We start from the raw sequence: 26112 nt of genomic DNA, 5'->3' as shown, positions 1-26112 counted from the left end.
CATGAGTATTGACAGTATCGAACAGCATTTCCTGGACAGTGCCGAAACCAAGCGGCTGGCCGCCACGCTGATGGCGCCGCATATCGACGCGGCCGTCGAGCGGATGGTGGCCGCGCTGACCAGCGGCAACAAGATCCTGGTGTGCGGCAACGGCGGGTCCGCGGCCGATGCCCAGCACTTTGCCGCCGAGCTGATCGGGCGCTTCGAGCGCGAGCGGCCGGGGCTGGCCGCCATCGCCCTGACCACCGACAGCTCGATCCTGACCGCCATCGGCAACGACTACGACTTCTCCGTGGTGTTTTCCAAGCAGGTGGAAGCGCTGGGCCAGCCCGGCGACATCCTGCTGGCGCTGTCGACGTCGGGCGACTCGGCCAACGTCGTGGCGGCGGTGCACGCGGCCCACCAGCGCGACATGGGCGTGGTGGCGCTGACCGGCAAGGGCGGCGGGCGCATTGCCACGGTGCTCGACGAATTCGACATCCACCTCTGCGCGCCGAGCGATCGCACCGCACGCATCCAGGAAGTGCATCTGCTGACACTGCACTGCCTGTGCGACGGGATCGACGAGGCGCTGCTGGGCGAGGCATGACGCGCCGCGCGGCAGTTATCCCCGGCTATCCACAGGGCTACCCACAGCCTGTGCACAGGAATGGCCGCGTCTTCCACAGGCTTATCCACAGGCGCGGCGGCATTGGCGCCTCGCGCAGCACGGTTTTTTCAGGCAATCTCGGCATTCATCCAGACACCCTCTACGCATGACGAACGTGACCCATTCCAAGAAGACCTCTCCCGCCCGCATGGCCCGTACCGCCGTCACCGTGGCCGCCCTGCTGGTGTCCGCCACGCAGCTGGCTGGCTGCTTTCCCGTGCTGGCCGGCGCGGTAGGAACCGGCGTGGTGCTGGCGACGGACCGCCGGCCCACGGGCACCCAGGCGATCGACCGCGGCCTGCAGGTGGAAATCGACAGCACGCTGAGCCAGCGCTATGGTGACAGCCAGGCGCGCGTCAACACCACCGTGTACAACCGCAAGGTGCTGCTGACCGGCGAGGCGGCCAACGCCCAGATCAAACAGCAGATCGAACAGTACGTGCGCGGCCTGTCGAACGCCCGCGAGGTGGTCAACGAGCTGGAGGTCACGGCGTCGCCGGGGTTCATGACGCGCAGCAACGACACGTACCTGACCAGCAAGGTCAAGACGCTGCTGGTGACGGCCGAGGGCGTGCCGGCCAATTCGATCAAGGTCACGACCGAAAAGGGCGTGGTCTACCTGATGGGCGTGGTGACCTCGCCCGAAGGCGACAAGGCCACCGACGTGGCGCGCAACGCCAGCGGCGTGCAGAAGGTGGTCAAGGTGTTCGACTACGTCAGCGAGGCCGAGCGTGCCCGCCTGGACCAGGCGTCGAGCTCGCAGAACGGTAACGCCGGCAGCGAGGCCGTGGGCACCCCGGCGCCGGTGCAGAGCGTGCCGGGCAGCCAGCCGAACGCGCCGGTCACCTCCGATGCGCCGGCGTCGATGGGCACCTCGGGCGCCACCACGAGCCCCGTGACCGCGCCGGTATCGTCCCCGGTGGCGCTGCCGCCGGGCCGCAATCTCCCTTAAGGAAACTGCCATGACCGCGCCGCTGCGATACCCGTTCTCCCTGCGTTGGATGGCCGGCCTCGCGGCGGCGATGTGCGCCGCGCCGCTGCTGGCGCAACCGGCTGCGGTCCCGGCCTCGGCACCGATGACCGCCGGCCCGGCCGATACCGGCAAGATGACGGTTGAGGTCCAGCGCGCCCGGACCGACCAGGCGCGCAACCAGGCCGCATCGTGTGCGGTCTGCCACGGCCCCGACGGCCGGGCGCCGGCGGACAGTCCCGTGCCCGGGCTGGCCGGGCGGTCCCAGGCGGAGCTGATCGAACTGATGCTGAACTTCAAGAACGGCAAGCGGCCCGGCACGGTGATGCCGCAGATCGCCAAGGGCTACAGCGACACCGAGATCATCGCGATGGCCGCGTGGTTCGCGGACCAGAAGTAAGCCGATGGACCGCCGGACGGTACTGAAGGCCGCGCTGGCCGCCACGGCGCCGGGCGCGTTGTCCGTGCGCCAGGCGCGCGCGGCCGCCCGCGCGAAGGTGGTGGTCATCGGCGGCGGCTACGGCGGCGCCACGGCGGCGCGCTACCTGCGCACCTGGAGCCGGGGCACGGTGGACGTGACGCTGGTGGAGCCCGATGCCGCGTTCGTCTCGTGTCCGCTGTCGAACCTGGTTGTGGCCGGCTTCCGGCAGATGGCCGATCTCACGCTGCCCTACGACGCGCTGGTGCGGCGCCACGGCGTACAGCACGTGCGGGACACGGCGGCCGCCGTCGACACGTCGCGGCGCCAGGTGCGGCTGACCGGCGGCGGCACGCTGCCGTACGACCGGCTGGTTCTCTCGCCCGGCGTGGAGATGCAGTCCAGCGCCATCGACGGGCTGGCCGGCGCTGGCGACCGGGTGGTCCATGCCTGGAAGGCCGGCCCGCAGACCGATATCCTGCGCCGCCAACTGGCCGCCATGCGCGACGGCGGCACCTTCGCCATCACCATTCCGCTGGCGCCGTACCGCTGCCCGCCCGGGCCGTACGAGCGCGCCTGCCTGGTGGCCGACTACCTGAAGCAGCACAAGCCGCGCAGCAAGGTGCTGGTGTTCGATGCCAATCCCGACATCACGTCGAAGGGTGCGCTGTTCCGCAAGGTCTGGCAGACGCGCTACGCCGGCATGATCGAGTACCGGCCGCAGCACGAGACGGTGGGCGTGGACCCGGCCACGGGCACGCTGCGCTTCGACGTGCAGGACGACGAGAAAGTGGACGTGGCCAACCTGCTGCCGCCGCAGCGGGCCGGCGCCATCGCGGTGGGGGCCGGGTTGGCCACCGCCAACGGCCGGTGGTGCGAGGTCGACTTCCTGACGATGGCGTCGAAGGTGGCGCCCGACATCCACGTGCTGGGCGACGCGGTGCAGATCGCGCCGCTGATGCCCAAGTCCGGCACGATGGCCAACCAGCACGGCAAGGTGGCCGCGGCGGCCATCCTCCAGTTGCTGGCGGGGCAGGCGCCGGACCCGGTGCCGCTCTATACCAATACCTGCTACAGCTTCACGTCGGCGACCGAGGCGATCCACATCGCCAGCGTCCACCGCTACGACCCCGCCCAGCGGACGATGGTGACGGTGCCGGGCTCGGGCGGCCTGTCCACGGCGCCAAGCGCGCTGGAGGGCCAGTACGGCTGGGCCTGGGCGCGCAGCATCTGGGCCGACATGCTCGCCTAGGCGGCGACCGGCGACCGGCAACAGAACCGCAGGATCGTGCAATCGGCCGGCCGCAGCGGCTGGTACGCTGGCCGTGCCGGACGTCCCGCCCCCGGGACGCGGCACTTTCTTCTCGATCATGCAAGCCAAAGACCGTCTGCTCGCCCTCGCCATCATCGTGGTCTGGGGTGTCAATTTCGTCGTCATCAAGGTGGGGCTGGCCGGCGTGCCGCCGATGCTGCTGGGTACGCTGCGCTTTGCCCTGGTGGTGTTTCCCGCCATCTTCTTCATTCCGCGCCCGCGCATTCCGCTGCGCATGCTGGTGGCGTACGGGGCGTCCATCAGCCTGGGGCAGTTCGCCTTTCTGTTCTACGCGATGGCCGTGGGCATGCCGGCCGGGCTGGCGTCGCTGGTGCTGCAGTCGCAGGTGTTCTTCACGGTGGCCATTGCCGCGCTGTGGCTGGGCGAGCCGGTGCGCTGGCACAACCTGGCCGGCATGGTGATCGCGGCCGGCGGGCTTGCGCTGATCGGCAGCGCGGCGGCCCATGGCCCGGGCGGCATGACGGTGGCGGGCTTCCTGCTCACGCTGTGCGCGGCGCTGTGCTGGGCCACGGGCAATATCGTCAGCAAGAAAATCGGCCCGGTAGACCTGCTGGGGCTGGTGGTCTGGGGCGCGCTGGTCCCGATCGTGCCGTTCGCGCTGTTGTCGCTCTGGTTCGAGGGTCCGGCCCGCATTGCCCACGCGCTGACCGAGGTGTCGGGCCGGGGCGTGTTCGCGGTGTGCTACCTCGCGTTCGCCGCCACGCTGTTCGGCTACACGATGTGGGGCCGGCTGCTCACGCGCTACGCGGCCAGCAAGGTGGCGCCGCTGACGCTGCTGGTGCCCGTGGTGGGGCTGGTATCGGCCCACCTGCTGCTGGGCGAGGACCTGGCGCCCGCGCAATGGGCCGGCGCCGTGGTCGTGATGGCCGGGCTGCTGGTCAACGTGTTCGGCAACCGGCTGGGCGCGGGCAGGGCGCTGGCACGCCGATAGCGGCCACCGTGGAGCCGTGTTGGCCTGTCCCAAGGGTTAACCCGTAGCAAGGCGACATTTCCCATCGCTTTTGTGCATATGGTTATCACTGTCGCATCCGTTTGCGGACGTTGACTTCAGGCAAAATAGCGGACTGGCCGCAACCGCCCGGGAGCCCTTACCGATCACCGCAGAGGCACTCCTGAGAAGCCCGCCCCAACGGCGGCCAGCGCGCGCCGCGCCGCGGAAGCCATTCCGAGCGCGGCCATTTGCCGTCCCCACGGCTCTCATACAGTTTGGAGCACAACACATGAAGCAGTTTGTCATCGCCGCCGCGCTGCTGGCCGCCGCCGCGTCCGCGCATGCCGCCGTCGACGCCGCCAAGGCCCAGGCCATCGCCAACAAGAACGCCTGCATGGGCTGCCACCAGGCGGACAAGAAGCTGGTGGGCCCGTCGTACAAGGAGGTGGCCGCCAAGTACAAGGGTGACAAGGACGCCCTGGCCAAGCTGTCGGCCAAGGTGAAGAACGGCGGCTCGGGCGTCTGGGGTCCGGTGCCGATGCCGGCCAACGCCGCCGTCAGCGACGCCGACATCAAGACCGTGGTCGAGTGGGTGCTGGCCGGCGCACCGGCCAAGTAATCCGGATACCCCGCGCGGGCCGGCCGGCAATGCCGGCGGCCGGCGCGGGCGCTCATCCACGCCACGACATGGGCCGGCGACGCACCGGCGCCGCAGGGGTCGACAGGAAACCGGGTAGTACGGGAAACACAGCAAGATGAACGCAAAACGACGAGATGTACTGCGGATGACCGCCGTGCTGTCGCTGATGGCCGCCACCGGCCTGATCAGCGAGGCCCAGGCCGCGGAATGGAACAAGACCGCCTTCGATGGCAAGAGCGTGGCCGACGTAATCAAGGCCCTGGGCGGCAGCGGCACCGAAAAGAGCACGGCCATCGTGTTCAACGCGCCCGACATCGCCGAGAACGGCGCCGTGGTGCCCGTGGCGGTGACCAGCAACCTGCCCGACACCGAGCAGATCGCCATCCTGGTGGAAAAGAACCCGAACACGCTGGCGGCGGACTTCACCATTCCCGCCGGCACCGAGCCGTTCGTGTCCACGCGCGTGAAGATGGGCCAGACGTCCGTGGTGCACGCCGCGGTCAAGGCCGGCGGCAAGTGGTACGTGGCATCGAAGGAAATCAAGGTCACGCTGGGCGGCTGCGGCGGCTGATGCCGCGCACGTACCCCGAGACCGGATTTCCCCATACCTGCTGACAGGAGAAGCACATGGCAGACCCGATGCGCGTTCGCGCCACGGAAAACGGCGGCGTCGTCGACGTCAAGATTCTGATGAAGCACGACATGGAGACCGGCCAGCGCAAGGATGCGGCCGGCAAGACCATCCCGGCCTGGCATATCCAGACCGTGGTGGCGTCGTACAAGGGCAAGGAAGTGTTCCACGCCCAGTTTGGTCCGGCGGTGTCCAAGGACCCGTTCCTGAACTTCAAGTTCAAGGGCGGCGCCAAGGGCGACAAGGTCGCCGTGACCTGGGTCGACAACCGCGGCGACAAGCGGACCGACGAAGCGACCATCGCCTGACGGCCTGAACCGGGCGAAGGAGAACCAGCATGCGCCGAGCATTCATCCGCGCGACGGCGGCCCTGGCCGCCATTGGGCTGTCCGCCAGGGCGGCGGCCCAGCAGGCCCCGGCGGCGCCGGGCAAGGGCCGCGTCAAGGTGGTCTACCAGCTATCCGACGGCATCGACCAGGCCGTGCGCGCGATGGCCAACCTGCGCAACCACCTGAACGGCGCGCCCGACACCAAGATCGTGGTGGTGGCGTTCGGGTACGGCGTGGACTTTCTGGTGGAAGGCGCCAAGGACGCGCGCGGCAACACGTTCGAGGCCCCCGTGGCGGCGCTCAGTTCGTCGGGCGTGGAATTCCGCGCCTGCCGCAACACGCTGACCGCGCGCCGGATTTCCGAGCAGAGCCTGCTGATGGATGCCAAGGTCGTGCAGGCCGGCGTGGTGGAAATCGCCCGGCTGCAGTTCGACGAAGGCTACGCGTATATCAAGCCGTGACGGGCCGGGCCGGTCGGCCCAGCCCTGACAAGCCGTCCGGCAACGAGCCGCCGGACCCGCACAAGAAGGCCGTCCGCCCGCCGACCATGCGGCGCGATGGCGAGGAGAATCCCCCAATGGTTACCGTGCGCAACATCCGCCTGCGCCGCGCCGTGGCCCCCGCGCTGGTGGCGCTGGGCGCGCTGGCCACCGCCGCGGCGGCAACGCTGGCCGGCCCCGCGCTGGCCCAGGACAAGACCGCCGAGGAAATCGCCAAGTATCGGCAGATGCTGGCCGAGGGCAATCCCGCCGAGCTGTGGGAAGCCGCCGGCGAGGAACTGTGGAAGAAGCCGGCCGGGCCGAAGAACGCGTCGCTGGAACAGTGCGACCTGGGCAAGGGCCCGGGCGTGACCAAGGGCGCCTACGCCGAGCTGCCGCGCTACTTCAAGGACGCGAACAAGGTGATGGACCTGGAGCAGCGGCTGGCCTGGTGCCGCGTGACGCTGCAGGGCCTGACGCAGGAAGAGGCGACGAAGAACCCGTTCTCGTCGCAGGGCAAGCCGTCGGACATCGAGCGGCTGGCCGCCTTCCTGACCGGCGAATCGCGCGGCGTGAAGATGAATGTCCAGTTGCGGCATCCCGAAGAAAAGCGGGTCTACGCGCTGGGCCAGAAGATGTTCTTCTACCGGGGCGGCGCCTACGACTTCGCGTGCGCCACGTGCCACGCCGCGGACGGCCAGCGCATCCGCCTGCAGGACCTGCCGAACCTGATGACCGACAAGGGCGCCCAGGCCGCGTACACGACGTGGCCGGCGTACCGCGTGTCGCAGGGCGAGGTCCGCACGATGCAGCACCGCCTGTACGACTGCCTGCGCCAGCAGCGCTTTCCCGAGCCGGCCTACGGCTCCGACGTGATCACCGCCCTGTCGATGTTCCTGGCCCGGAACGCGAACGGCGGCACGTACGACGGCCCGAACATGAAGCGCTGACCAGGGGACATCATGAAGACATTGCATACGATGGCGCTGGCAGCGGCGACGACACTGGCGCTGCTGGCCGCGCCGGCAGCCCAGGCCCAGACTCAGGTCCAGACTCCCGCGAAGGGCGCCCGGGGCGAGAAGCCGGTCAAGGTGACCGATGCCGACCTGCGGCAGTTGATCGAATCGTCGTTCCAGTCGAAGGGCCCGGCCACGGTCGAGGGCGTGATCAACCAGGACGCCACGCAGAAGGCGTGCAGCCAGTACCCGGACCGCCTGCACGTGCCGGCCGCCGTGGCCCGCAAGGTCGAGGCCGCCGAGCTGAAGCAGGTGAAGTACCCGGCGGACAACAACTTCCTGGGCGACTGGAAGGAGGGCGAGAAGATCGCCCAGAACGGCCGGGGGATGCAGTTTTCCGACCAGGTCGGCGGCACCAACGGCGCCAACTGCTACGCCTGCCACCAGTTGACCAAGGCCGAGATCTCGTTCGGCAACATCGGCCCGTCGCTGTACCAGTACGGCAAGCTGCGCGGCAATTCGCCGGACGTGGTCAAGTACACGTGGGGCAAGATCTGGGATTCGAACGCCTACAGCGCGTGCTCGAACATGCCGCGCTTTGGCCACAAGGGCATCCTGACCGAGCAGCAGATTCGCGACGTGATGGCGCTGCTGCTGGACCCGGCCTCGCCGGTCAACCAGTAACGGCGTACCTGAAGCAGCGCGGCTGCACGTTCCCGGCCGCCATGGGCTCCGACAGCCCGCGGCGCGCGTTCGGCCCCCGCAAGGGTTTGCCGGCGTTGTGCGTGCCGGACGCCCGTAGCCGCGCCACCCATCGAGACGGATAACAGCATGAACCGACGCGAGTTCCTGCAGGCGCTGGCGGTGGCCGGCGCCGGAGGCATGGCTTTTCCGGGCGGCGACGCCCAGGCGGCGCAGGCGGCCGCGCGGCTCTACGACGTGCCGCGCTTCGGCAACGTCCACCTGCTGCACTTCACCGACTGCCACGCGCAGCTCAACCCGGTGCACTTCCGTGAACCCAGCGTGAACCTGGGCGTTGGCGAATGGGCCGGCAAGCCGCCGCACCTGGTGGGCCAGGCGTTCCTGCGCCAGTACGGCATCGCGCCGGGCAGCGCGGCGGCACACGCATTCACGTCGATCGACTTTGCCGAGGCCGCGCGGCGCTACGGCAGGATGGGCGGGTTCGCGCACCTGTCCACGCTGATCCAGCGCGTGAAGGCCGGCCGGCCCGGCGCGCTGCTGCTGGATGGCGGCGACACGTGGCAGGGATCGGCGACGGCGCTGTGGACGCAGGGGCAGGACATGGTGGACGCGGCGCTGCTGCTGGGCGTCGACGTGATGACGCCGCACTGGGAAATGACGCTCGGCGCCGACCGCGTGAAGCAGATCGTCGACAACGATTTCAAGGGCAAGGTGTCGTTCCTGGCGCAGAACGTGCGGACCAACGACTTCGGCGACCCGGTGTTCGACCCGTACGTGATCCGCGAGATGAACGGCGTGCCCGTGGCCATCATCGGCCAGGCATTCCCGTACACGCCGATTGCCAACCCGCGCTACCTGGTGCCGGACTGGACGTTCGGCATCCAGGAGGAAAACCTCCAACAGGTGATTGACGAGGCACGCGGCAAGGGCGCGAAGGTGATGGTGCTGCTGTCGCACAACGGCATGGACGTGGACCTGAAGCTGGCGTCGCGCGTGCGCGGGCTGGACGCCATCCTGGGCGGCCACACCCACGACGGCGTGCCGGCCCCGGTGCCGGTCCGCAACGCCGGCGGCGTGACGCTGGTGACCAACGCCGGCTCCAACGGCAAGTTCCTGGGCGTGCTGGACTTCGACGTCCGCCAGGGCAAGGTGGCCGATTTCCGATACCGGCTGCTGCCGGTCTTCGCCAACTACCTGCCGGCCGATCCCAAAATGACCGCGCTGATCCGCAAGGTGCGCGCCCCGTACGAGACCCGCCTGAACGAGGTACTGGCCGTCAACCAGGGCCTGCTGTACCGCCGCGGCAACTTCAACGGCACCTTCGACCAGTTGATCCTGGACGGCCTGATGGCGGTGCAGGACGCCCAGATCGCATTTTCGCCAGGTTTCCGCTGGGGCACGACGCTGCTGCCGGGCCAGCCCATCACGATGGAAGCGCTGATGGACCAGACAGCCATCACCTACCCGTACACCACGGTCACGCCGATGACCGGCGCCACGATCAAGACCATCCTCGAAGACGTGGCCGACAACCTGTTCAACCCCGATCCGTACTACCAGCAGGGCGGCGACATGGTGCGCGTGGGCGGCCTGCAATACACGATCGACCCGCTCCAGCCCATCGGCCAGCGCATCACCGACATGCGCCTGGCCGGCCAGCCAATTGACGCCAGCCGAACCTACAAGGTAGCCGGCTGGGCCCCGGTATCGGAAGACGCCCGCCAAACCGGCGGCCCGCCAATCTGGGACGTCATGGCCCAGTGGCTGCGCGCCAGCAAGGAAGTCAGCGCCCACCCCCTGAACCTGCCCAAGGTCCGCGGCATGGACGGCAACCCCGGCATGGCCCCCGCCTGAAACCGGGCAAACTGTTGCCCCGAAGCGATTGAAAGGCCGCTCGGGATTGGGCTACAATCCTCCGCTACGGGCCGATAGCTCAGCTGGGAGAGCGCTGCGTTCGCAATGCAGAGGTCGGGAGTTCGATCCTCCTTCGGTCCACCAGGATTTTTCTTGTAAAACAACGCACTACGTCTGGCGATGTAGTGCGTTGTTTTGCTTTGAGATAGCAGTTTTCTGCACGATGCGTGTGGCAAATTTGTGGCAACGGACCACATCAACTGGCGCAATGCCACCATAAGTCCGTCGCAAGCGTCCGTAGCGACGCTACGCGCAATCCGCGATCCCTTCCGCCCATCTGCCGGCTTCCCGGCCCCAAAGCCTGTAGCGGCAATCCCCCAGTAACTCCTCTTTTTAAGCGTTCCCCGATTGTTCCGTCGCCGTCCCTCCTGTCGTATCGAGGGCGCGCGCTGTCGCGCCTTGAGGGAGCGGGATATGAACAAAAAGAGGGTCGCCGTTTTGACGTTGCTCGGCTGGAACGGACTGGGGGCTTGCCATGCGTAAGGCAGTGGTTCGGGATGGCGACGCAACCACGACCGGGGGGCAGGTCATTGCGTGCACGTCGACAATGCGTGACAGCGGCAAGAGAGTCGCCCTGGCAGGGGACAAGGCCACGTGCGGACGGTGTAAAGGGGCATATCCGATTGCCGGCGCGGGGCACGGCATATCGGAACAAGGTCGTCCGGCGGTCGTGGATGGAGAGGCGGTACTGTGCCCATGCGGCAAGAACCGCGTCATCGCTGGTGCGGATGCCCGAATCTTTTGCCACGCGGGAGACGGGAGCCGCTCGCATGCGTCGCCCCTTTCGCACGCGAGCTTGAAGACGGCAGGACAGGAGGCCGCCGATGCGGCCAGACAGGCAGAGGCAGAATCGGGCGCGCGGACGTTACAGCCAACGGGCCTGCCCGTTAAGTCGTATCTGCTTCGCCCGAAAGGAACGTTGTATTGGGGTGGGGCGGGGTTGGACGGCGACTATCTTCCAATTACTGCGAAAGCTTTTCAGCGGGCAGGCATCGCGGCGATCAACGTAGGCCTTACGAACACGGCGACGAAAACCGTCCTGGGAGGTGGCGGAATGTTTGTCGATGCATTGCGCGCTGGCCTGACAATACGGTACCAGGACGATGGTGAGTGGGTCATTATGTCAGGCATGGACAGCGAGGCACGGCAGTTCAATCTGATTGGCTACAGTTACGGTTCTCTCCTGGCGGCGCAGACGGCCAACTACTACGCCAACCAAGGCCATACCGTGGATCACCTGGTGCTGATCGGCAGTCCCATCGACGCCGTGTTTCTCGGAAACCTTCGAGCCAACAAGGCCATACGCAAGGTTGTGGTGATTGATCTCCAGGAGCAGGGGGACCCTCTCTACGCTGGCATATCGCAATGGGAGGTTGTTGCAGCGGCGCCGATCCTTGCTGCTCAAATGTCGGCCGGCAAGGGACATGGCCATTTTTATTACGCGCATGTCACGGCGGAGCTCCCGGAACGGCTGGACAGACTGGCGCGGCGAATTGCTGCCGAGGGGGTCAGATGACTGCCACACGCTGGCTCTTCCTGTTCCCCGCTGCCTTGCTCCCGGCGTCCCTGCTGGGCCTGACGCTCTATTACCTCGTCACCGCGCCGACGAAGAACGACTTCTATGTCGGCCAGGCCGGGGCCGCGACCGGCGTTGTCCTGCTGCTCGATCTGCTGGTGGGGGTGGTGGGGCTTGGCGGCTTTGCCTATAGCCTGTGGGCCGCGCCCGTCGGACGCCTGCAGCTTTGCCTGATCGCCGTCCTGTCGGCGCTGGCTTTCGTCGCCGCCTACGGCCTGTCGATGCAGGTCCTGCGCTTCAGCTTCGGGCTCCACACCTGAAGCGCTTCATACCCTACCCCCAAAAATGCTACCGTACGCGCTACAGCCTCCCTCGTCCGGTCATGCGCGAACCGTCAGTCGCCCCCGATACCCTTTCTCCGGAAGCCCGTCATCTTGCCGGCAGGCGGTCGACGCTCGTCAGTGTCGTCGTCAACGTCGTCCTGACCGTCGCGCAGGGGACGATTGGCGTGGTGGCCGGGTCGCAGGCGCTGGTGGCGGATGCGCTGCATTCGTTGTCCGATCTCGTTTCCGATTTCGTGGTGCTGTTTGCCGGCCATCATAGCCGCAAGGGGGCCGATCACGATCACCCGTACGGTCATCAGCGGTTCGAGACCGCGGCGTCGCTGGCGCTGGGGGCGTTGTTGCTGGCCGTGGGCGTGGGGATGCTGTGGGCGGCGGTTGGCAAGATCCAGCATCCGGAGGGGGTGCAGCCGGTGCTGGGGATGGCGCTGTGGGTGGCGCTGGGCACGCTGGCGGCCAAGGAGGGCTTGTTCCGGTACATGCTGCGCGTGGCGGAGCGGGTGCGGTCGAGCATGCTCGTGGCCAATGCCTGGCATGCGCGGTCCGATGCGGCGTCGTCGCTGGTGGTGGCGCTCGGTATCGGCGGCAACCTGCTGGGCTATCACGTGCTGGACCCGGTGGCGGCCATCGTGGTCGGGCTGATGGTGTCGCGCATGGGCCTGCGGTTTGGCTGGGATGCGATGAACGACCTGATGGACCGTGCCGCCGACGAGGACGTCGTGGCCGCGTTGCGCGACGCCATGCTCCAGACGCCCGGCCTGCTGGGCCTGCACGACCTGAAGACGCGCAAGATGGGCGACCTGATCCTGGTCGACGTGCATCTGGAGATCCAGGCTGACCTGACCGTCGAGCAGGGCCACGCCATCGCCACCGAGGCCCGGCGCCGGGCGATGGCGCGCGACGACGTGCTCAACGTGATGACGCACGTAGACCCAGTGCGGCTGCCGCGCGACGCGGCGGTGTCAGCGTAGGTCGCTGCGCCGGTACAGCGTCAGGCCCACGGCCAGGCAGGCCAGCATCCCGGCGCAGCCCCGGTTGATCCACTGCACGGCCCGCGCGGACAGCGTGCGCATGGCGTGCCGGCCGCCGAACGCGTAGATCGACATCATCGCGATATCCATCAGCGCCGCCACCACGGCCAGGATCGCGTACTGCATGGCCACCGGCTGGTCCGGGCGGACGAACTGCGGCACGAAGGCCGACGTGAACAGCAGCGCCTTGGGATTCGACACCGCCACGAACAGCGCGCGCAGGAAGGCCGAGCGGCCGCTGGCCGAGCTGGCGTCGGACGATGCGGCCAGCGCCTGCGTCGGCGCCCGCCACATTGCGATGGCCAGGTAGAGCAGGTAGGCCGCGCCGATCCACTTGATGGCCGTGAACAGTTGCTCGGACGCCTGCAGCACAGCGCCCAGCCCGCAGCCGACCGCGCCGATCAGGATCAGGTCCGCCAGCGCGGCGCCGGCGATGCCGCAGGCGGCCACGCGCATCGGCCGCGTGGCGCCGTTGCTCAGCGCCAGCAGCATGGTCGGGCCGGGCGTGACCATCACGGCGGCCACGGCAATCAAGTACAGGAACAGGGTGCTGCTATCCATCGAACGCGCTCCGGGCAAGGCGCCGTATCGGCGAGGCGTCAGTGTGAGCCGATTCCCGCCCGGATGCACGCGCTTCCTGTGGACATCTCCCGGGCAAGGCTGGGGACAGTCTGTGGAGCGCCATGGGGATGCGGTGTGGAGCGTATACGGACAACCCGGCGCCCGGGCCGGCGTGGCCGCGCGGCACGCCCGGCTTGTCCACGCCGGTCCACGTATACGCCGCCCGCTTGCCCAGAGGGTTATCTGTCCGGCAAGTCCCTGATCGGGCAAGGAAAAAGGCGGTTATCCACGGCCCGGACCCCGCGTTAACCATTACTACTACTATTTATGTATACGTAAACAATGCAGGTATACGTATACGGACCGTTGCGCGCGCTGGCGTCTAGCGTGGCACCTTGAACGCCTTGCGGGCGCGCAGCACCTTGTCGCGGGTGGCGCAGCCGTCCATGTGGTCGTTGACCAGGCCCATGGCCTGCATCAGCGCGTACATCGTGGTCGGGCCGACGAACTTCCAGCCGCGCTTCTTCAGGTCCTTCGACAGCGCCGTGGATTCGGGGCTGATCGCCATGGTGCGCAGCACCTCGGGCGTCAGCCTGGCCGGGCGGCTTTTCGGGTCGGGCTCGAACTTCCAGAAGTAGGCCGCCAGCGACGGCTCGGTCTTGAGCAGTTCCTGCGCGCAGCGGGCATTGTGGATGGCCGCCTCGATCTTGCCGCGATGGCGGACGATGCCGGCGTCGCCCAGCAGCCGCTCCACGTCGCGCTCGGTAAAGCGCGCCACCTTGTCGATCTCGAAATTGGCAAACGCCTTGCGGAACGCCTCGCGCTTGCGCAGGATCGTCAGCCAGCTCAGGCCCGACTGGAAGCCTTCCAGGCACAGTTTCTCGAACAGGCGCCGGTCGTCGTCGACCGGAAATCCCCATTCGTTGTCGTGATAGTGGCAGTAGTCCTCCAGGTCGCCACACCAGCCACAGCGTACCGGGGGCTGCGGCGCGGACGTCGTCGTCATACGGGAAAGCTCCTTTAGGCAGACAGGCCGGCCCCATCGGACCGGCAGCCGACATCGTAATCCACCGAAACCGCTGGATCCGGACATCCAACTGCCAACCGCCGGACGAAAAAAAGCCAGCCCGGGGGCTGGCTTTGCGGCAGGGCGGCAATGGCCTGGCGTCAGGCCAGCTTCTTGCCGGTGCGGTCATGCATGAAGATCAGCGCGACGAAGCTGATGGCTGCCGCGGCAATCACGTAATAGGCCGGCGCCAGCTTGTTCTGCGTCGATTCGATCAGCCACGTCACGATCAGCGGGGCAAAGCCGCCGAAGATCGTCACGGCGAAGTTGTAGGCCAGCGACAGGCCCGTGGAGCGCACCTCGGTCGGGAACTGCTCGGCCAGCACGGCCGGCGCCGGGCCCGTGAACGCGGCCAGCAGGATGCCGAGCACGATCTGCACCTGCAGCAGCGTGGCGGTGGTGGGCGACACGTTGAGCCAGTGGAACAGCGGGTACGCCAGCGCCAGGATGGCCAGCGCCACCACGCTCAGCATGCGCTTGCGGCCCACGCGGTCGGACAGCATGCCCATCAGCGGACACAGCACCAGGATGATGGCGCCGCAGATGGCGGTGGACTGGAACGTCGCGCCCAGCGGCAGGCCAAGCTGCTGCTTGGCGTAGGACGGCATGTAGAACACCAGCACGTAGGTGCAGACCGTCCACAGGATGGTCACGCCCAGGCCGGCCAGCACCTCGCGCGGATAGTCGCGCAGCACCTGCGACAGCGGCGAAAACTTCACATTGCTGGCGCGGCGCTCGGCACGGCGCTGCTCGAACTCGGGCGGCTCCTCCAGGTGCGAGCGGATGTACATGCCCACCGGGCCGATCAGCAGGCCGAACAGGAACGGGATGCGCCAGCCCCAGGCGTCGATCTGCGCCTGGTCCAGCCCGTTGGTGACCAGCGCGCCCATGGCGGCGCCGAGCATGAACGAGATCCCCTGGCTGGCCTGCTGCCAGCTGGCGTAGGCGCCGCGTTCCTCGTCCGGTGCATGCTCGATCAGGAACGCCGTGGCGCCGCCCACCTCGCCGCCGGCCGAAAAGCCCTGGATCAGCCGTGCCAGCACGATCAGCGCCGGCGCCCAGAGGCCGATGGAGTCGTACGTGGGGGCCAGGCCGATGATGGCCGTGCCCAGCGCCATCAGCAGGATGGTCAGCGTCAGCGCCGCCTTGCGGCCGACGCGGTCGGCATAGACGCCCAGCACGATGGCGCCCACGGGCCGCATGAAGAAGCCCACGCCGAACGTGGCAACGGTGAGCAGGAACGACGTCAGGTCATTGCCGGTGGGAAAGAACAGCTTGGCGATGATGACGGCAAAGAAGCTGTAGACGGTGAAATCGAACCATTCCAGGCCATTGCCGATGGTGGCGGCAATGATCGCGCGTCGTCGGGTGGCGCGGGACAGGTCGTTGGCGGATGCGGCGGTAACGGACATGAGGCAGGAAACTGCTGAAGAAGAACCGGTGGATGCCCCCGCCGGTGTGCCCCGGCGGTGACGCAAGCCGACATCTTAAGCGATTCCTTACATCGTTTCGTCGAACGGCCATGCCGCCGACGTGGATGACAGATCACGTGTCAACCATGTCCGCGCACGGTCAGCCGGCGTGGTGGCCGGGCGGATGTGCGGCGGGCGGGGTCCGGGTAGGGGCGCCAAGGTCCAGTGTGGCAGCCGGGGCGGCCGGCGCCGGGCGCTTGCGCGTGAACCAGAGCCAGGCGGCGCTGGCCAGCCATCCCACCAGGAACACGGTGTCGCCGGCGTGGTTCAGCAGGGCCGGGGCGTAGGGGGTGCCGAAGATGTCGGCCAGCACGTCGGCCGGCAGCCGCGCGACAATCCACAGCAGCACGGCCGGGCCGCTGCCATAGACGCCGGGCTGCCACCACAGCGCGTGGGGCAGGGCGTGCAGGGGATCGAAACGCTTTGACACGGCTTTCTCCGGCGGATGCGTAACGCGCATCTCTGCGGCAATCATAGGCCGATTCCCGCTGCGGCCGCTGTCAGACAAGCGGAAACCGGCGTGGGGTGTGTGCGGTATCCAACGCCCGTCACAGCGGGCGTCGCGCACGTTCAAGTTTTTTGCAGGACTTGTCCGCAAATGGCATGCGCCAGCGGCCGTCGGGTTTGCCAGACTGGGGCCATCGCTTGAAAAGCCAGACAGGTTGCTGCCATGACCCCGATGCTTCCCGCCCTTTACGTGTCCCACGGATCGCCGATGCTGGCGATCGATCCTGGCCCCACCGGCGCCGCCTTCAGCGCGCTGGGCGAGCGCCTGCGCGCGCTGCGGCCCAAGGCCGTGCTGGTGATCTCCGCGCACTGGATCTACAGCACGCTGGCCGTCGGCACGCGCGCCCGCCAGGAGGCGTGGCACGACTTCGGCGGCTTTCCGCGCGAACTGTACGCGCTGCGCTACGACGCCCCGGGCGCCCCGGACGTGGCCGCGCGGGTAAAGGCGCTGATCGAGGCCGCCGCCATTCCGGGCGCCGGCTTTGTCGCCCAGGACGAGGATCGCCCGCTCGACCACGGCGCGTGGATGCCGCTGCGCTTTTTCTTTCCCGATGCCGACGTGCCGGTGGTCCAGCTCGCCTTCAACCCGTATCTGAGCCCGGCCACGCAGATCGAGATCGGCCGCGCGCTGGCGCCGCTGCGCCAGGAGGGCGTGCTGGTGGTCGGGTCGGGCAGCTTCACCCACAACCTGCAGGAAGTGTTCGGCAGCGGCGCCCGCAAGGCCCAGCATGGGCCGCAGACCGAGCCGTACGTCGACGCGTTCCGTGGCTGGATGGCCGACGCGCTGAACGAGGCGCTGGCCACGGGCGACGTCAGCCGGATTGCCGACTACCGCACCCAGGCGCCGTACGCGCGCCGGGCCCACCCCACCGACGAGCACCTGCTGCCGTTCTACGTCACGCTGGGCGCGGCGCTGGGTCCGGCCACGGCGGCCGGGCAGGACGCGAGCGTGTCCCGCGTGGCCGACGAGGTCACCTACGGCGTGCTGGCGATGGATACGTTCGTGTTCGACGGCATCGGCGCCGGCCACGCGCCGCTGCCCAAGGCCGCCTAGGGCCGGGGCCTCAGGCCCTCAGGTCGTCAGGTAGCGACGCACGGCCCGGGCGCCGAACAGGGCGATGTAGCCCATCGTCAGCGCCACCACGGCCAGCCCGGCGCGCAGTTCGGCCAGGTGGGCCACGCCGCCGATCAGCACCGGGCCGATCAGCAGCCCGACGTAGGCAAAGCGCGCCACGCGGGCGATGGCCTCGGCCGCGGTCACGCCCGGCAGGCGCGACGCCGCCACGAAGAAGATCGGCACCATGTTTGCCGCGCCCAGCCCCATCAGGCTGAAGCCGACCAGCGCGGCCAGTGGGTACGGCACGGCAATCGCCAGCGCGATGCCGGCAAAGCCCAGCCAGGCGCTGCCGGTGAGCGTGCGGGCATCGCCAAACCGGGCGCGCAGGCGGTCGCCGCCAAAGCGGCCGCAGGCCATGCCGCCCGAGAACGCCGCGTAGCCGAAGCTGATCCACGCCAGCGGCGCCATCGCCACCTCGCGCATGTAGACCGTGGTCCAGTCGTACATCGCGCCTTCGCCCACCAGCCCCAGGAACGCCATCAGCCCAAGCAGCCACAGCGCGCGCGACGCGTGCTCGCGGTGGTGATCGGCCGATGGCAACACCGGATGGTCGGCCAGCAGCCCGCGATGGCTGGCCAGCGCCACGGCCGCCGTCAGCGCCGCGATCAGCGCGGTGTGCGCCAGCGGCGGCACGTGCAGCGCCAGCATCAGCCCGCCAAATGCCGCGCCGGCCATGCCGCCCAGGCTGAACATGCCGTGCAGCGCCGACATGATCGGCCGGGTCCGGCTGGCCTCCACGGTGGCGGCCTGCGCGTTCATGCCGACGTCGAACAGCGCGTTGGCCATGCCGAAGACCAGCAGCGCCGGCAGCAGCAGCGCAAAGCTGGGCATTGCCAGGATCGCCAGCGTCATGCAGGCGAACGCCAGCCCGCCGATCATCGACGCCCGCGCGCTGCCCATCCGGCCAACCCAGCGGCCTACCGGGCCCATGATCAGTATCGCGCCGCCGGCCACGGCCAGCATCGCCAGCGACAGCATGGCGTCGGACAGCCCGAAGCGCGCCTTGATCGTCGGGATATGGACGCCCCAGGTGGCAAACGTGGCGCCGTTGGCAAAGAACAGCGCCATCGTGCCGCGCGTGGCGCGCGAGACGGCCGCCGGCGACGGGGCCGGGGTGGCGGCAGCGGACGAGGGGGCGGATGAGGGCGTTTCGATCGAATAGTCGGACATCGGGTACGGCCGGACAGCGGATGGCGGAAAAGTTTCAGGCGGGCGCGGCTACCTGCCGCAGCAGGCCCCGCTGGTGCAGCGCGAACGCGAAGGCGCCCAGCGCGCCCACGGCCAGCGCCACCATGACCCACAGCATGAGCCAGTAGCCGCCGGCCGCACGCCACAGCAGCGCGCCGAACCACGGCGCGGCCGCCTGCATCAGCAGCACCGGGGTCATCATCAACCCGTTCAGCGTGGCGTAGTGATGGCGCGAGATCAGCTCGGGCATGGCCATCGCGCGCAGCATCGTGTTCACGCCATTGGCGCAACCGTAGCAGATGGCCGCGACCATCAGCCAGTAGCCGTGGCCAAGGGTCAGGCACAGCAGGCCCAGGCTCATGACGATGTAGACCGGCATCGACAGCCGCACCGGGTGGCGCGTGGGCAGCCGGGCCATCGCCAGGCGCCCCGCCACCTGCGCCGGGCCGATCAGCGCCGCCACCACGAGCTGCTGGCCCACGGGCATGCCCTTTTCGGTCAGCATCGGGATCAGGTGGGCGCCCAGCAGCGACGCGATGACCGCCGTGGCCGTGAACGCCAGCACCACGGCCCAGAACACGGGCTGGCGCAGCGTGGACCGCGCAATGCCCGGCGACCCCGCGCCCGGCACCGGCGTGCCGCCATAGGTGGCATGCACCGCGTAGCGCAGCCGCGCATGCAGCGGCGCGCAGACGAACAGGTTCAGCGCGGCAAAGACCACCAGCGTCTCGCGCCAGCCCAGATGCAGCACCAGCCATTGGCCCACCGGGATGAAGATCGTGCTGGCAAAGCCGGCCAGCAGCGTCACCTGGACGATGGGCTTCTGGTAGCCGTCGCCGAACGCCTGGCGCAGCACGACGAAGGCGGGTTCGTACAGCGTGGTGGCCATGGCCAGCCCGAGCGGCAGCCACATCAGCAGGAACAGCGCCGGCGACGGGCTCCACGCCCAGAGCAGCAGCCCGATGGCCGCCAGCACCGACCCCAGCCCCATCACCTTGCGCGCCGGCACGCGGTCCAGCAGGCGGCCCACCGCGAACGAGCACATCGCCCAGACCAGCAGCCCCAGCGAGAACCCGCCGGCCAGGAAGGGCTTGCCGAAGCCCAGCGCGTCGTGCATCGGCCCGATGAAGACCGTGAAGGTGAAGTACAGCGTGCCCCAGCTGATGATCTCGGTGATGCCGAGCGTCCAGACGATCTGGCGGGGCGACAGCGCGGGGGCAGGGGCGGCGGAGGCGGTCATGGCGCGCCCGGCGCAGGCGGGAGCGCCGGTGCGATGCGGTGAGAGAAGCGGGAATTGTATCGGCGCGGCGGCCGGGGAGGAAAGGCGCCCGTAGGGGGGTAGGGCGCCCGGATTACTTGTGCAGCCCGTCGTAGTCGATGACCTTGAGGCCCGCCAGGTCCACGCCGTCCAGGCAGCGCGCGTTCACGGCGGCGGTGGGATTGCCCTGCGGGTCGGTGGCCTCGGAATACGGCCCGATGCCGCAGGTGGGACAGAACCGGTGCGCGATCTTCATCGTGTTGAACCGGTAGGTGGACGCGTTATCCTCGGGCGTTTTCAGCCGGAAGCTGGCCTTCGGCACGAACCACAGCAGATGGCCGCGCCGCCGGCACATCGTGCAGTTGCATTGCAGGACGTGCGTGATCTCCCCGTCGGCCTCGAAGGCGACGCGGCCACAGTGACAGCTTCCCTGGTAGGTGGGCATGGTGAGCTCCGGTTGGCGGTCGCGACGTCGGGTTGGCTCCCCTCTCCCGCGCGCGGGAGAGGGGTCGGGGGAGAGGGTGTGGCGGCTTACGTTGCGACCGGTTTCATCAGAACCGCTGGCCCTCTCCCCCAGCCCCTCTCCCGCCATGCGGGAGAGGGGAGCAAAACGATACGTCAGCCGGGAGCACCGCCCCCGGCATCCTCAAGCCGCCTGCTGCCCCGTCTTCGGGTCGCGGAAGACCTTCAGCAGCCTGTCCCACTTGGCGCGGGCGGCCTTGAGGTTGTTTTCCTTGACGTGGCCGAAGCCGCGGATGTCGTCGGGCACGTTGGCCAGTTCCACGGCCGTGGCGTGGTTGGCGGCCGACAGGCCCCGCGACAGTTCGTCCAGCAGCGTGCGGTACTCGACGATCAGCGCGCGTTCGGTGCGGCGTTCCTCGGTGCGGCCGAACACGTCCAGCGGGCCGCCGCGCAGGCCCTTGAGCCGGGCGAGGATGCGGAACAGCGTCATCGTCGACGGCCCGAAGCGGCGCTTGACCAGGTGCCCCTTGTCGTCACGCCTGGCCGTGGCCGGCGGCGCCAGCCAGAAGTTGAGCTGGTAGTCGCGGCCCGGCTCGCCCTCGAACTGGGCGCGCAGCTTGTCCAGGAACAGCGGGTCGGTGTACAGCCGCGCCACCTCGTACTCGTCCTTGTACGCCATCAGCTTGGCCAGGTTGCGCGCGGCGGCCTCGGTCAGCGGCAGCGGCTTGCCGGCGCCGACCAGTGCCGATTCGGCGGCGCGCACGCGCTGCACGGCCTCGCGGAACTGCTCGGCATAGGCCGCGTTCTGGTAGCGGGTCAGCAGGTCCGCGCGGCTGGCGATCAGCTTTTCCAGCAGCGCGCCGCTCGACGTCGGCAGCTTCACCACGTCGGCGCCTTCGGTCTGGGTCTTGAGCTTGCCGGTCAGCGCCAGCACGTGGTCCGGGTCATGGGCCATGTGGCGGCCCCAGTCGAACGCGGCCTTGTTCTTGTCCACCGACACGCCGTTCAGCTCGATGGCGCGCTCCAGCGCGGCCAGCGTCAGCGGAATCCAGCCCTTCTGCCAGGCGTAGCCCAGCACCAGCGGGTTGGTGTAGATCGTGTCGCCCAGCAGCGCCACGGCCAGCGCGCTGGCGTTGATGAAGTCGCAGGCGTCGCCCACGGCGTTGCGGATGTCCTGCTCGGCCGACATGCCCGGGAACTGCCACTTCGGGTCCTTGATGAACGCGGCGGTCGGCGTCTGGGCCGTGTTGACCACGGCGCGCGTGCGGCCCGACTGGGTCTTGGAGATGACCTCGTCGGTGGCCGACACGATCGCGTCGCAGCCGATCACCAGGTCGGCCTCGCCCATGGCGATGCGCGTGGCATGCAGGTCCTGCGGGCTGGCGGCGATCTGCACGTGCGACAGCACCGCGCCGCCCTTCTGCGCCAGGCCGGCCATGTCCAGCACGGTCACGCCCTTGTTCTCCAGGTGCGCGGCCATGCCCAGCAGCCCGCCGATCGTCACCACGCCGGTGCCGCCCACGCCGGTCACCAGGATGCCGTACGCGCGCCGCATGTCGGGCAGCGCCGGCAGCGGCAGTTCGGGCAGGCCGCCCATCGAGATGCCGTGCGCCGTGGGCTTGCGCACCTGCGCGCCCTCGGCCGTGACAAAGCTCGGGCAGAAGCCGTTCACGCAGGAGAAATCCTTGTTGCACGACGACTGGTTGATCTGGCGCTTGGTGCCCAGCTCCGTCTCCAGCGGCTCCACCGACAGGCAGTTCGACTTGACCGAGCAGTCGCCGCAGCCTTCGCAGACCGCGTCGTTGATGAACGCGCGGCGCGCCGGGTCCGGGAACGTGCCGCGCTTGCGGCGGCGGCGCTTCTCGGTGGCGCAGGTCTGGTCGTAGATCAGGATTGTGCAGCCGGGCACCTCGCGCAGTTCGCGCTGGATGGTGTCCAGCTGCTCGCGCGGGTGCACGGTCAGCCCGTCGGGCAGCTTGATCGCGCTGTTGTACTTCTCGGGCTGGTCCGTGACGATGACGATCTTCTTCGCGCCCTCGGCCGCCACCTGGAACGCGATGTCCTGCACCGAGAGCTGGCCGTCCACGGGCTGGCCGCCGGTCATGGCCACCGCGTCGTTGTAGAGGATCTTGTACGTGATGTTCACCCCGGCCGCGATCGACGCGCGGATCGCCAGCAGGCCCGAGTGGAAGTACGTGCCGTCGCCCAGGTTGGCGAACACGTGGCTGTCGCCCGCGAACGGTGCCTGGCCGATCCAGGCCACGCCCTCGCCGCCCATCTGGCTGAACGTGCTCGTGTTGCGGTCCATCCAGACCGTCATGTAGTGGCAGCCGATGCCGGCCAGCGCGCGCGAGCCCTCGGGCACGTTGGTCGAGGTGTTGTGCGGGCAGCCCGAGCAGAACCACGGCTTGCGCTCGGCGGTCACGCGCGGCGTGGCCAGCGCGCGTTCCTTGGCGTGGATCACCGCCAGCCGGGCCTCGATGCGGGCGCGGATGTCCGACGGCAGGTCGAACTTTTCCAGCCGCGTGGCGATGGCCTTGGCGATGATGGCCGGCGACAGCTCGTAGTGCGCCGGCAGCAGCCAGTTGTTCTGCGGGATCGACCACTCGCCGCCCGCGTTGTCGCGCTCGTCGAACTTGCCGTACACCTTGGGCCGCACGTCGTCGCGCCAGTTGTACAGCTCTTCCTTGAGCGCGTACTCCATGATCTGGCGCTTTTCCTCGACCACCAGGATTTCCTGCAGCCCCTCGGCAAACGCGCGCGCGCCGTGCGCCTCCAGCGGCCAGACGCAGCCCACCTTGTACAGCCGGATGCCCAGCCGGGCGCAGGTGTCGTCGTCCAGGCCCAGGTCGGCCAGCGCCTGGCGCGTGTCCAGGTACGCCTTGCCGGCCGTCATGATGCCGAAGCGCGCGTGCGGCGAATCGATCTCGATCCGGTCGATCTTGTTGGCGCGCACGTAGGCCAGGCCCGCGTACCACTTGAAGTCCAGCAGCCGGGCTTCCTGTTCCAGCGGCGGGTCCGGCCAGCGGATGTTCAGCCCGCCCTGCGGCAGCACGAAGTCGTCGGGAATCACGATCTGCACGCGGTGCGGATCCAGCTCGACCGATGCCGACGATTCCACCACGTCGGTCACGCACTTCATTGCCACCCACAGGCCGGAGTAGCGACTCATCGCCCAGCCGTGCAGGCCGTAGTCCAGGTATTCCTGGACGTTCGACGGGTACAGCACGGGCAGGCCGCAGGCCTTGAAGATGTGCTCGGACTGGTGCGCCAGCGTGGACGACTTGGCCGAGTGGTCGTCGCCGGCCAGCACCAGCACGCCGCCGTACTTGCTGGAGCCGGCGGAGTTGGCGTGCTTGAAGACGTCGCCGGTGCGGTCCACGCCCGGGCCCTTGCCGTACCACATGCCGAATACGCCATCGAACCGGGCGTCGGGGTACATGTTGACCTGCTGCGACCCCCACACGGACGTGGCAGCCAGGTCCTCGTTCAGGCCGGCCTGGAACACGACGTTATGCGCCGCCAGGTGTTTCTTGGCCTTCCAGAGTGATTGATCGAGCGCGCCGAGCGGCGAGCCCCGGTAGCCGGAGATGAAGCCGGCGGTGTTCAGCCCGGCGGCGCGGTCGCGTTCCTGCTGCAGCATCGGCAGCCTGACCAGCGCCTGCGTGCCGCTGATGTAGATGCGGCCACGCTCCAGCGTGTACTTGTCTTCGAGGGAAACGTTTTCGAGCGCGCGGCGGATGGCGTCGCTGACCGGTGGGGTCAGGGGGGCATTCATGGGTGCTCCTCTTTGGGCCCTGCGTGGGGCATGCTGTCGGGATCACCGACACATCAGTTATGGGCGGCCGTCCGCTGGTCTCTTGTGGAGGCATTGGGCAGCCGTGTCTCTGCGCGGCATGGTAGCACCGGCGTGCAGGCCGCGGTACCGTGCGATGCAGCATAAAACGCGCCAGATGCCCCCGTGATTTCCCGTATACGCGCGGTCCGCGCGTGTACACTGCGGTGCATCCAACGGGCGCGCGCCCGCGTCGCATGACGCCCGCGCGCCACACGCCGGCCACCCCGCCATGGTGCAACCGGCCCCATCGAGAAGAACCCGACCATGACCAATTCCCCCCGCCAGGGCGCCACCCTGGCCGTGCTGATCGACGCCGACAACGCGGCGCCCGCCATCGTCGAAGGCCTGCTGGCCGAGGTGGCCAAGTACGGCGTGGCCGCCGTCAAGCGCATCTACGGCGACTGGACGCGCCCGAACCTGTCAGGCTGGAAGGACCGCCTGCTGGCCCATTCGATCCAGCCGATCCAGCAGTTCCGCTACACCGTGGGCAAGAACGCCACGGACAGCGCGATGATCATCGACGCGATGGACCTGCTGTACACGGGCCGCTTCGACGGCTTCTGCATCGTGTCGAGTGACAGCGACTTCACCCGGCTGGCGTCGCGCATCCGCGAGCAGGGCCTGATGGTGTACGGCTTTGGCGAGCGCAAGACGCCCAAGCCGTTCGTGACCGCCTGCGACAAGTTCATCTATTCGGACGTGCTGCGCGCCGGCGTGGCCGATGCCGATACCGACAGCGACGCCGAGACCGAGGCCGCCCCGGCCGCGCGCCGCCGCAGCAGCCAGGAACTGCGCCAGGACTCGCGGCTGGTGCGGCTGCTGCAGAACGCGTCGCAGGCCGTGTCCGACGAGGACGGCTGGTCGACGCTGGGCGGCATCGGCAACTACATCGCCAAGCAGGCCCCCGAGTTCGATTCGCGTAACTACGGCTACGGCAAGCTGTCGGAACTGGTGGCCGCCACCAACCTGTTCGAGGTGGAAACGCGCAACGGCGGCAACAACAAGACCATCTGGGTGCGGCTGAAGAAGCGCGGCAAGGGCGAGGGCGGACAGCAGGGCGGGCAGGGGGTGGTGCAGGCTTCGGGCCAGTCTTCCGGCCAGACTTCCGGCCAGCCGCAGGCGCAGGCCCAGCCCCAGGGCGGCCAGCCGCGTCCGCCGCAGGGCCAGCCGAAGCCGGCCCCGCAGCCGCCGACCACGACGGTCGCCCAGCCGGTGCCGCCGGTGGAAACCCCGGCCCCGGTCGTCGACATCGACGCCATTCCCGAACCGGCCCCGGCGCTGTCCGCCGAGACCGAGGAAGAGGGCGCCGGCTCGGCCTCGACGCTGATCGCGGAAACCGTGGACCCGGTGGAAGAAGCCCCCAAAGCCCGCGGCAAGCGCACCCGCCGCCCCGAGGTGACACTCAGCGAAACGCCGTGGCCGATCGACCAGTCGGTATTCTCGGCGCCGGGCACGACCGTGCTGTCGGCATCGGCGCCGGTGGCGGCGGTGGAAACCGTGGAAGCGGTGGAATCGGTCGAATCGCGGGAAGCGGTGGCAGAAGACGTGACGCCGGCCGCCGAGGAAGCCGCGCCGGCCAAGGCCCCGGCCAAGACCGCCGCCAGGAAGGCCGCCCCGCGCAAGCGCGCGCCGGCCAAGAAGAAGGTGGCGGGCGGGGAGTAAGGGAATTTGTCGGTGCCGGACGCGATGGCCCTCTCCCGCAGGCGGGAGAGGGGAGACCCCCGCGTAACTCGGCATGCCGCCGGTTTGCTGCCGGCTTCTGCGCGCCGGAGAGGGAGCCAACCGCGCGTCCCAAGCCCCTTG

At 68.8% G+C, this 26112-nt stretch carries 25 protein-coding genes, 1 tRNA gene and 1 pseudogene; 19 read left to right on the top strand and 8 right to left on the bottom strand.

Features of this window, described 5'->3' with window-relative positions:
• Window position 1 precedes the first annotated feature (1 nt).
• The 17 genes and pseudogenes from QTN24_RS11525 to QTN24_RS11445 all read left to right on the top strand — a co-directional run bounded on the left by QTN24_RS11525 (window position 2) and on the right by QTN24_RS11445 (window position 12780).
• Window positions 2-589 (top strand): phosphoheptose isomerase, encoded by a 588-nt coding sequence (locus QTN24_RS11525; RefSeq protein WP_124682963.1) that lies wholly within the window; start codon window positions 2-4, stop codon window positions 587-589.
• A 166-nt stretch (window positions 590-755) separates the two neighbouring features.
• On the top strand, window positions 756-1601 hold the full coding sequence (locus QTN24_RS11520) for a BON domain-containing protein (RefSeq protein ID WP_313837162.1): 846 nt from the start codon (window positions 756-758) through the stop codon (window positions 1599-1601).
• A gap of 10 nt (window positions 1602-1611) precedes the next feature.
• Window positions 1612-2019: a c-type cytochrome gene (locus tag QTN24_RS11515; protein WP_313837160.1), complete on the top strand. Its 408-nt coding sequence runs from the start codon at window positions 1612-1614 to the stop codon at window positions 2017-2019.
• A 4-nt stretch (window positions 2020-2023) separates the two neighbouring features.
• Window positions 2024-3289: an NAD(P)/FAD-dependent oxidoreductase gene (locus tag QTN24_RS11510; protein ID WP_313837158.1), complete on the top strand. Its 1266-nt coding sequence runs from the start codon at window positions 2024-2026 to the stop codon at window positions 3287-3289.
• Between the two features lie 118 nt (window positions 3290-3407).
• On the top strand, window positions 3408-4301 hold the full coding sequence (locus QTN24_RS11505) for an EamA family transporter (RefSeq protein ID WP_124682967.1): 894 nt from the start codon (window positions 3408-3410) through the stop codon (window positions 4299-4301).
• A gap of 289 nt (window positions 4302-4590) precedes the next feature.
• On the top strand, window positions 4591-4920 hold the full coding sequence (locus QTN24_RS11500; protein ID WP_124682968.1) for a c-type cytochrome: 330 nt from the start codon (window positions 4591-4593) through the stop codon (window positions 4918-4920).
• Between the two features lie 136 nt (window positions 4921-5056).
• Entirely contained in the window at window positions 5057-5512 is a 456-nt protein-coding gene (gene soxY, locus QTN24_RS11495; protein WP_124682969.1) for a thiosulfate oxidation carrier protein SoxY, read from the top strand.
• 56 nt (window positions 5513-5568) lie between these two features.
• On the top strand, window positions 5569-5880 hold the full coding sequence (gene soxZ, locus QTN24_RS11490; RefSeq protein WP_124682970.1) for a thiosulfate oxidation carrier complex protein SoxZ: 312 nt from the start codon (window positions 5569-5571) through the stop codon (window positions 5878-5880).
• 29 nt (window positions 5881-5909) lie between these two features.
• Window positions 5910-6362 carry a DsrE family protein gene (locus QTN24_RS11485; RefSeq protein ID WP_313837155.1) on the top strand — a complete coding sequence of 151 codons (453 nt, stop codon included), beginning with the start codon at window positions 5910-5912 and terminating at the stop codon, window positions 6360-6362.
• A gap of 116 nt (window positions 6363-6478) precedes the next feature.
• Entirely contained in the window at window positions 6479-7330 is an 852-nt protein-coding gene (soxA, locus tag QTN24_RS11480; RefSeq protein WP_313837154.1) for a sulfur oxidation c-type cytochrome SoxA, read from the top strand.
• 12 nt (window positions 7331-7342) lie between these two features.
• Window positions 7343-8020 carry a sulfur oxidation c-type cytochrome SoxX gene (gene soxX / locus QTN24_RS11475; RefSeq protein ID WP_313837153.1) on the top strand — a complete coding sequence of 226 codons (678 nt, stop codon included), beginning with the start codon at window positions 7343-7345 and terminating at the stop codon, window positions 8018-8020.
• A 147-nt stretch (window positions 8021-8167) separates the two neighbouring features.
• Complete coding sequence (gene soxB, locus QTN24_RS11470; RefSeq protein WP_313837151.1) at window positions 8168-9892, top strand: thiosulfohydrolase SoxB; 1725 nt, start codon at window positions 8168-8170, stop codon at window positions 9890-9892.
• Between the two features lie 68 nt (window positions 9893-9960).
• Window positions 9961-10036 (top strand) — tRNA-Ala (locus tag QTN24_RS11465).
• Window positions 10037-10427: 391 nt separating this feature from the next.
• Window positions 10428-10640 (top strand): annotated as a pseudogene (locus QTN24_RS11460) (PAAR domain-containing protein); the annotation flags it as partial.
• A gap of 108 nt (window positions 10641-10748) precedes the next feature.
• Window positions 10749-11468 carry a thioesterase domain-containing protein gene (locus QTN24_RS11455; RefSeq protein WP_313837457.1) on the top strand — a complete coding sequence of 240 codons (720 nt, stop codon included), beginning with the start codon at window positions 10749-10751 and terminating at the stop codon, window positions 11466-11468.
• A complete protein-coding gene (locus QTN24_RS11450) occupies window positions 11465-11788 on the top strand; it encodes a hypothetical protein (RefSeq protein ID WP_124682975.1) in 324 nt (107 codons plus the stop codon). Before QTN24_RS11455 ends, QTN24_RS11450 begins: the two co-directional genes overlap by 4 nt.
• A 62-nt stretch (window positions 11789-11850) precedes the next feature.
• Window positions 11851-12780 carry a cation diffusion facilitator family transporter gene (locus tag QTN24_RS11445; protein WP_124682976.1) on the top strand — a complete coding sequence of 310 codons (930 nt, stop codon included), beginning with the start codon at window positions 11851-11853 and terminating at the stop codon, window positions 12778-12780.
• Here QTN24_RS11445 and QTN24_RS11440 read toward each other — a convergent pair.
• From QTN24_RS11440 to QTN24_RS11425, 4 genes are all read right to left on the bottom strand, one after another.
• On the bottom strand, window positions 12772-13401 hold the full coding sequence (locus QTN24_RS11440; protein ID WP_124682977.1) for a LysE family translocator: 630 nt from the start codon (window positions 13399-13401) through the stop codon (window positions 12772-12774). The two genes, QTN24_RS11445 and QTN24_RS11440, sit on opposite strands and share 9 nt — an antisense overlap.
• 382 nt (window positions 13402-13783) lie before the next feature.
• On the bottom strand, window positions 13784-14407 hold the full coding sequence (locus tag QTN24_RS11435) for a DNA-3-methyladenine glycosylase I (protein WP_313837145.1): 624 nt from the start codon (window positions 14405-14407) through the stop codon (window positions 13784-13786).
• 161 nt (window positions 14408-14568) lie between these two features.
• Window positions 14569-15879 carry an MFS transporter gene (locus tag QTN24_RS11430; RefSeq protein ID WP_313837143.1) on the bottom strand — a complete coding sequence of 437 codons (1311 nt, stop codon included), beginning with the start codon at window positions 15877-15879 and terminating at the stop codon, window positions 14569-14571.
• Between the two features lie 160 nt (window positions 15880-16039).
• Window positions 16040-16327 (bottom strand): hypothetical protein, encoded by a 288-nt coding sequence (locus QTN24_RS11425; protein WP_409559017.1) that lies wholly within the window; start codon window positions 16325-16327, stop codon window positions 16040-16042.
• A gap of 291 nt (window positions 16328-16618) precedes the next feature.
• On the opposite strand from QTN24_RS11425, the gene QTN24_RS11420 reads away from it, so the two are divergent.
• Window positions 16619-17500, top strand: a complete 882-nt coding sequence (locus QTN24_RS11420; RefSeq protein ID WP_313837455.1) for a class III extradiol ring-cleavage dioxygenase — start codon at window positions 16619-16621, stop codon at window positions 17498-17500.
• A gap of 18 nt (window positions 17501-17518) precedes the next feature.
• Here the strand turns inward: QTN24_RS11420 and QTN24_RS11415 are convergent, their stop codons facing one another.
• The 4 genes from QTN24_RS11415 to QTN24_RS11400 all read right to left on the bottom strand — a co-directional run bounded on the left by QTN24_RS11415 (window position 17519) and on the right by QTN24_RS11400 (window position 24249).
• Complete coding sequence (locus tag QTN24_RS11415; protein ID WP_124682981.1) at window positions 17519-18733, bottom strand: MFS transporter; 1215 nt, start codon at window positions 18731-18733, stop codon at window positions 17519-17521.
• Window positions 18734-18767: 34 nt separating this feature from the next.
• Window positions 18768-19991: an MFS transporter gene (locus QTN24_RS11410; protein WP_313837138.1), complete on the bottom strand. Its 1224-nt coding sequence runs from the start codon at window positions 19989-19991 to the stop codon at window positions 18768-18770.
• A gap of 112 nt (window positions 19992-20103) precedes the next feature.
• Window positions 20104-20454, bottom strand: coding sequence for a GFA family protein (locus QTN24_RS11405; protein WP_313837136.1), 351 nt, complete (start codon window positions 20452-20454; stop codon window positions 20104-20106).
• A 201-nt stretch (window positions 20455-20655) separates the two neighbouring features.
• On the bottom strand, window positions 20656-24249 hold the full coding sequence (locus QTN24_RS11400; RefSeq protein ID WP_313837134.1) for an indolepyruvate ferredoxin oxidoreductase family protein: 3594 nt from the start codon (window positions 24247-24249) through the stop codon (window positions 20656-20658).
• A gap of 324 nt (window positions 24250-24573) precedes the next feature.
• Between QTN24_RS11400 and QTN24_RS11395 the strand changes: the two genes are divergently transcribed.
• The gene (locus QTN24_RS11395) at window positions 24574-25971 is read left to right on the top strand and encodes an NYN domain-containing protein (RefSeq protein ID WP_313837132.1); all 1398 of its coding nucleotides are present in this window, start codon (window positions 24574-24576) and stop codon (window positions 25969-25971) included.
• Window positions 25972-26112: the final 141 nt, after the last annotated feature.

Origin of the sequence: Cupriavidus sp. SZY C1, from assembly GCF_032190535.1 — a bacterium.
GTDB lineage: Bacteria > Pseudomonadota > Gammaproteobacteria > Burkholderiales > Burkholderiaceae > Cupriavidus > Cupriavidus pauculus_C.
Note: the sequence above shows the minus strand (reverse complement) of the source record. Positions and strands in the feature narration are given on the sequence as shown.

Excerpts from the sequence above, each read along its gene's own strand:
- QTN24_RS11415 (WP_124682981.1), bottom strand. The coding sequence starts at position 18,733 with ATGTCCGACTATTCGATCGAAACGCCCTCATCCGCCCCCTCGTCCGCT.
- soxY (WP_124682969.1), top strand. The coding sequence starts at position 5,057 with ATGAACGCAAAACGACGAGATGTACTGCGGATGACCGCCGTGCTGTCG.
- QTN24_RS11435 (WP_313837145.1), bottom strand. The coding sequence starts at position 14,407 with ATGACGACGACGTCCGCGCCGCAGCCCCCGGTACGCTGTGGCTGGTGT.
- QTN24_RS11395 (WP_313837132.1), top strand. The coding sequence starts at position 24,574 with ATGACCAATTCCCCCCGCCAGGGCGCCACCCTGGCCGTGCTGATCGAC.
- QTN24_RS11485 (WP_313837155.1), top strand. The coding sequence starts at position 5,910 with ATGCGCCGAGCATTCATCCGCGCGACGGCGGCCCTGGCCGCCATTGGG.
- QTN24_RS11500 (WP_124682968.1), top strand. The coding sequence starts at position 4,591 with ATGAAGCAGTTTGTCATCGCCGCCGCGCTGCTGGCCGCCGCCGCGTCC.
- QTN24_RS11515 (WP_313837160.1), top strand. The coding sequence starts at position 1,612 with ATGACCGCGCCGCTGCGATACCCGTTCTCCCTGCGTTGGATGGCCGGC.
- QTN24_RS11410 (WP_313837138.1), bottom strand. The coding sequence starts at position 19,991 with ATGACCGCCTCCGCCGCCCCTGCCCCCGCGCTGTCGCCCCGCCAGATC.
- QTN24_RS11430 (WP_313837143.1), bottom strand. The coding sequence starts at position 15,879 with ATGTCCGTTACCGCCGCATCCGCCAACGACCTGTCCCGCGCCACCCGA.
- QTN24_RS11505 (WP_124682967.1), top strand. The coding sequence starts at position 3,408 with ATGCAAGCCAAAGACCGTCTGCTCGCCCTCGCCATCATCGTGGTCTGG.
- QTN24_RS11400 (WP_313837134.1), bottom strand. The coding sequence starts at position 24,249 with ATGAATGCCCCCCTGACCCCACCGGTCAGCGACGCCATCCGCCGCGCG.
- QTN24_RS11405 (WP_313837136.1), bottom strand. The coding sequence starts at position 20,454 with ATGCCCACCTACCAGGGAAGCTGTCACTGTGGCCGCGTCGCCTTCGAG.
- QTN24_RS11450 (WP_124682975.1), top strand. The coding sequence starts at position 11,465 with ATGACTGCCACACGCTGGCTCTTCCTGTTCCCCGCTGCCTTGCTCCCG.
- QTN24_RS11520 (WP_313837162.1), top strand. The coding sequence starts at position 756 with ATGACGAACGTGACCCATTCCAAGAAGACCTCTCCCGCCCGCATGGCC.
- QTN24_RS11420 (WP_313837455.1), top strand. The coding sequence starts at position 16,619 with ATGCTTCCCGCCCTTTACGTGTCCCACGGATCGCCGATGCTGGCGATC.
- QTN24_RS11445 (WP_124682976.1), top strand. The coding sequence starts at position 11,851 with ATGCGCGAACCGTCAGTCGCCCCCGATACCCTTTCTCCGGAAGCCCGT.
- soxX (WP_313837153.1), top strand. The coding sequence starts at position 7,343 with ATGAAGACATTGCATACGATGGCGCTGGCAGCGGCGACGACACTGGCG.
- QTN24_RS11525 (WP_124682963.1), top strand. The coding sequence starts at position 2 with ATGAGTATTGACAGTATCGAACAGCATTTCCTGGACAGTGCCGAAACC.
- soxA (WP_313837154.1), top strand. The coding sequence starts at position 6,479 with ATGGTTACCGTGCGCAACATCCGCCTGCGCCGCGCCGTGGCCCCCGCG.
- QTN24_RS11510 (WP_313837158.1), top strand. The coding sequence starts at position 2,024 with ATGGACCGCCGGACGGTACTGAAGGCCGCGCTGGCCGCCACGGCGCCG.
- soxB (WP_313837151.1), top strand. The coding sequence starts at position 8,168 with ATGAACCGACGCGAGTTCCTGCAGGCGCTGGCGGTGGCCGGCGCCGGA.
- QTN24_RS11440 (WP_124682977.1), bottom strand. The coding sequence starts at position 13,401 with ATGGATAGCAGCACCCTGTTCCTGTACTTGATTGCCGTGGCCGCCGTG.
- soxZ (WP_124682970.1), top strand. The coding sequence starts at position 5,569 with ATGGCAGACCCGATGCGCGTTCGCGCCACGGAAAACGGCGGCGTCGTC.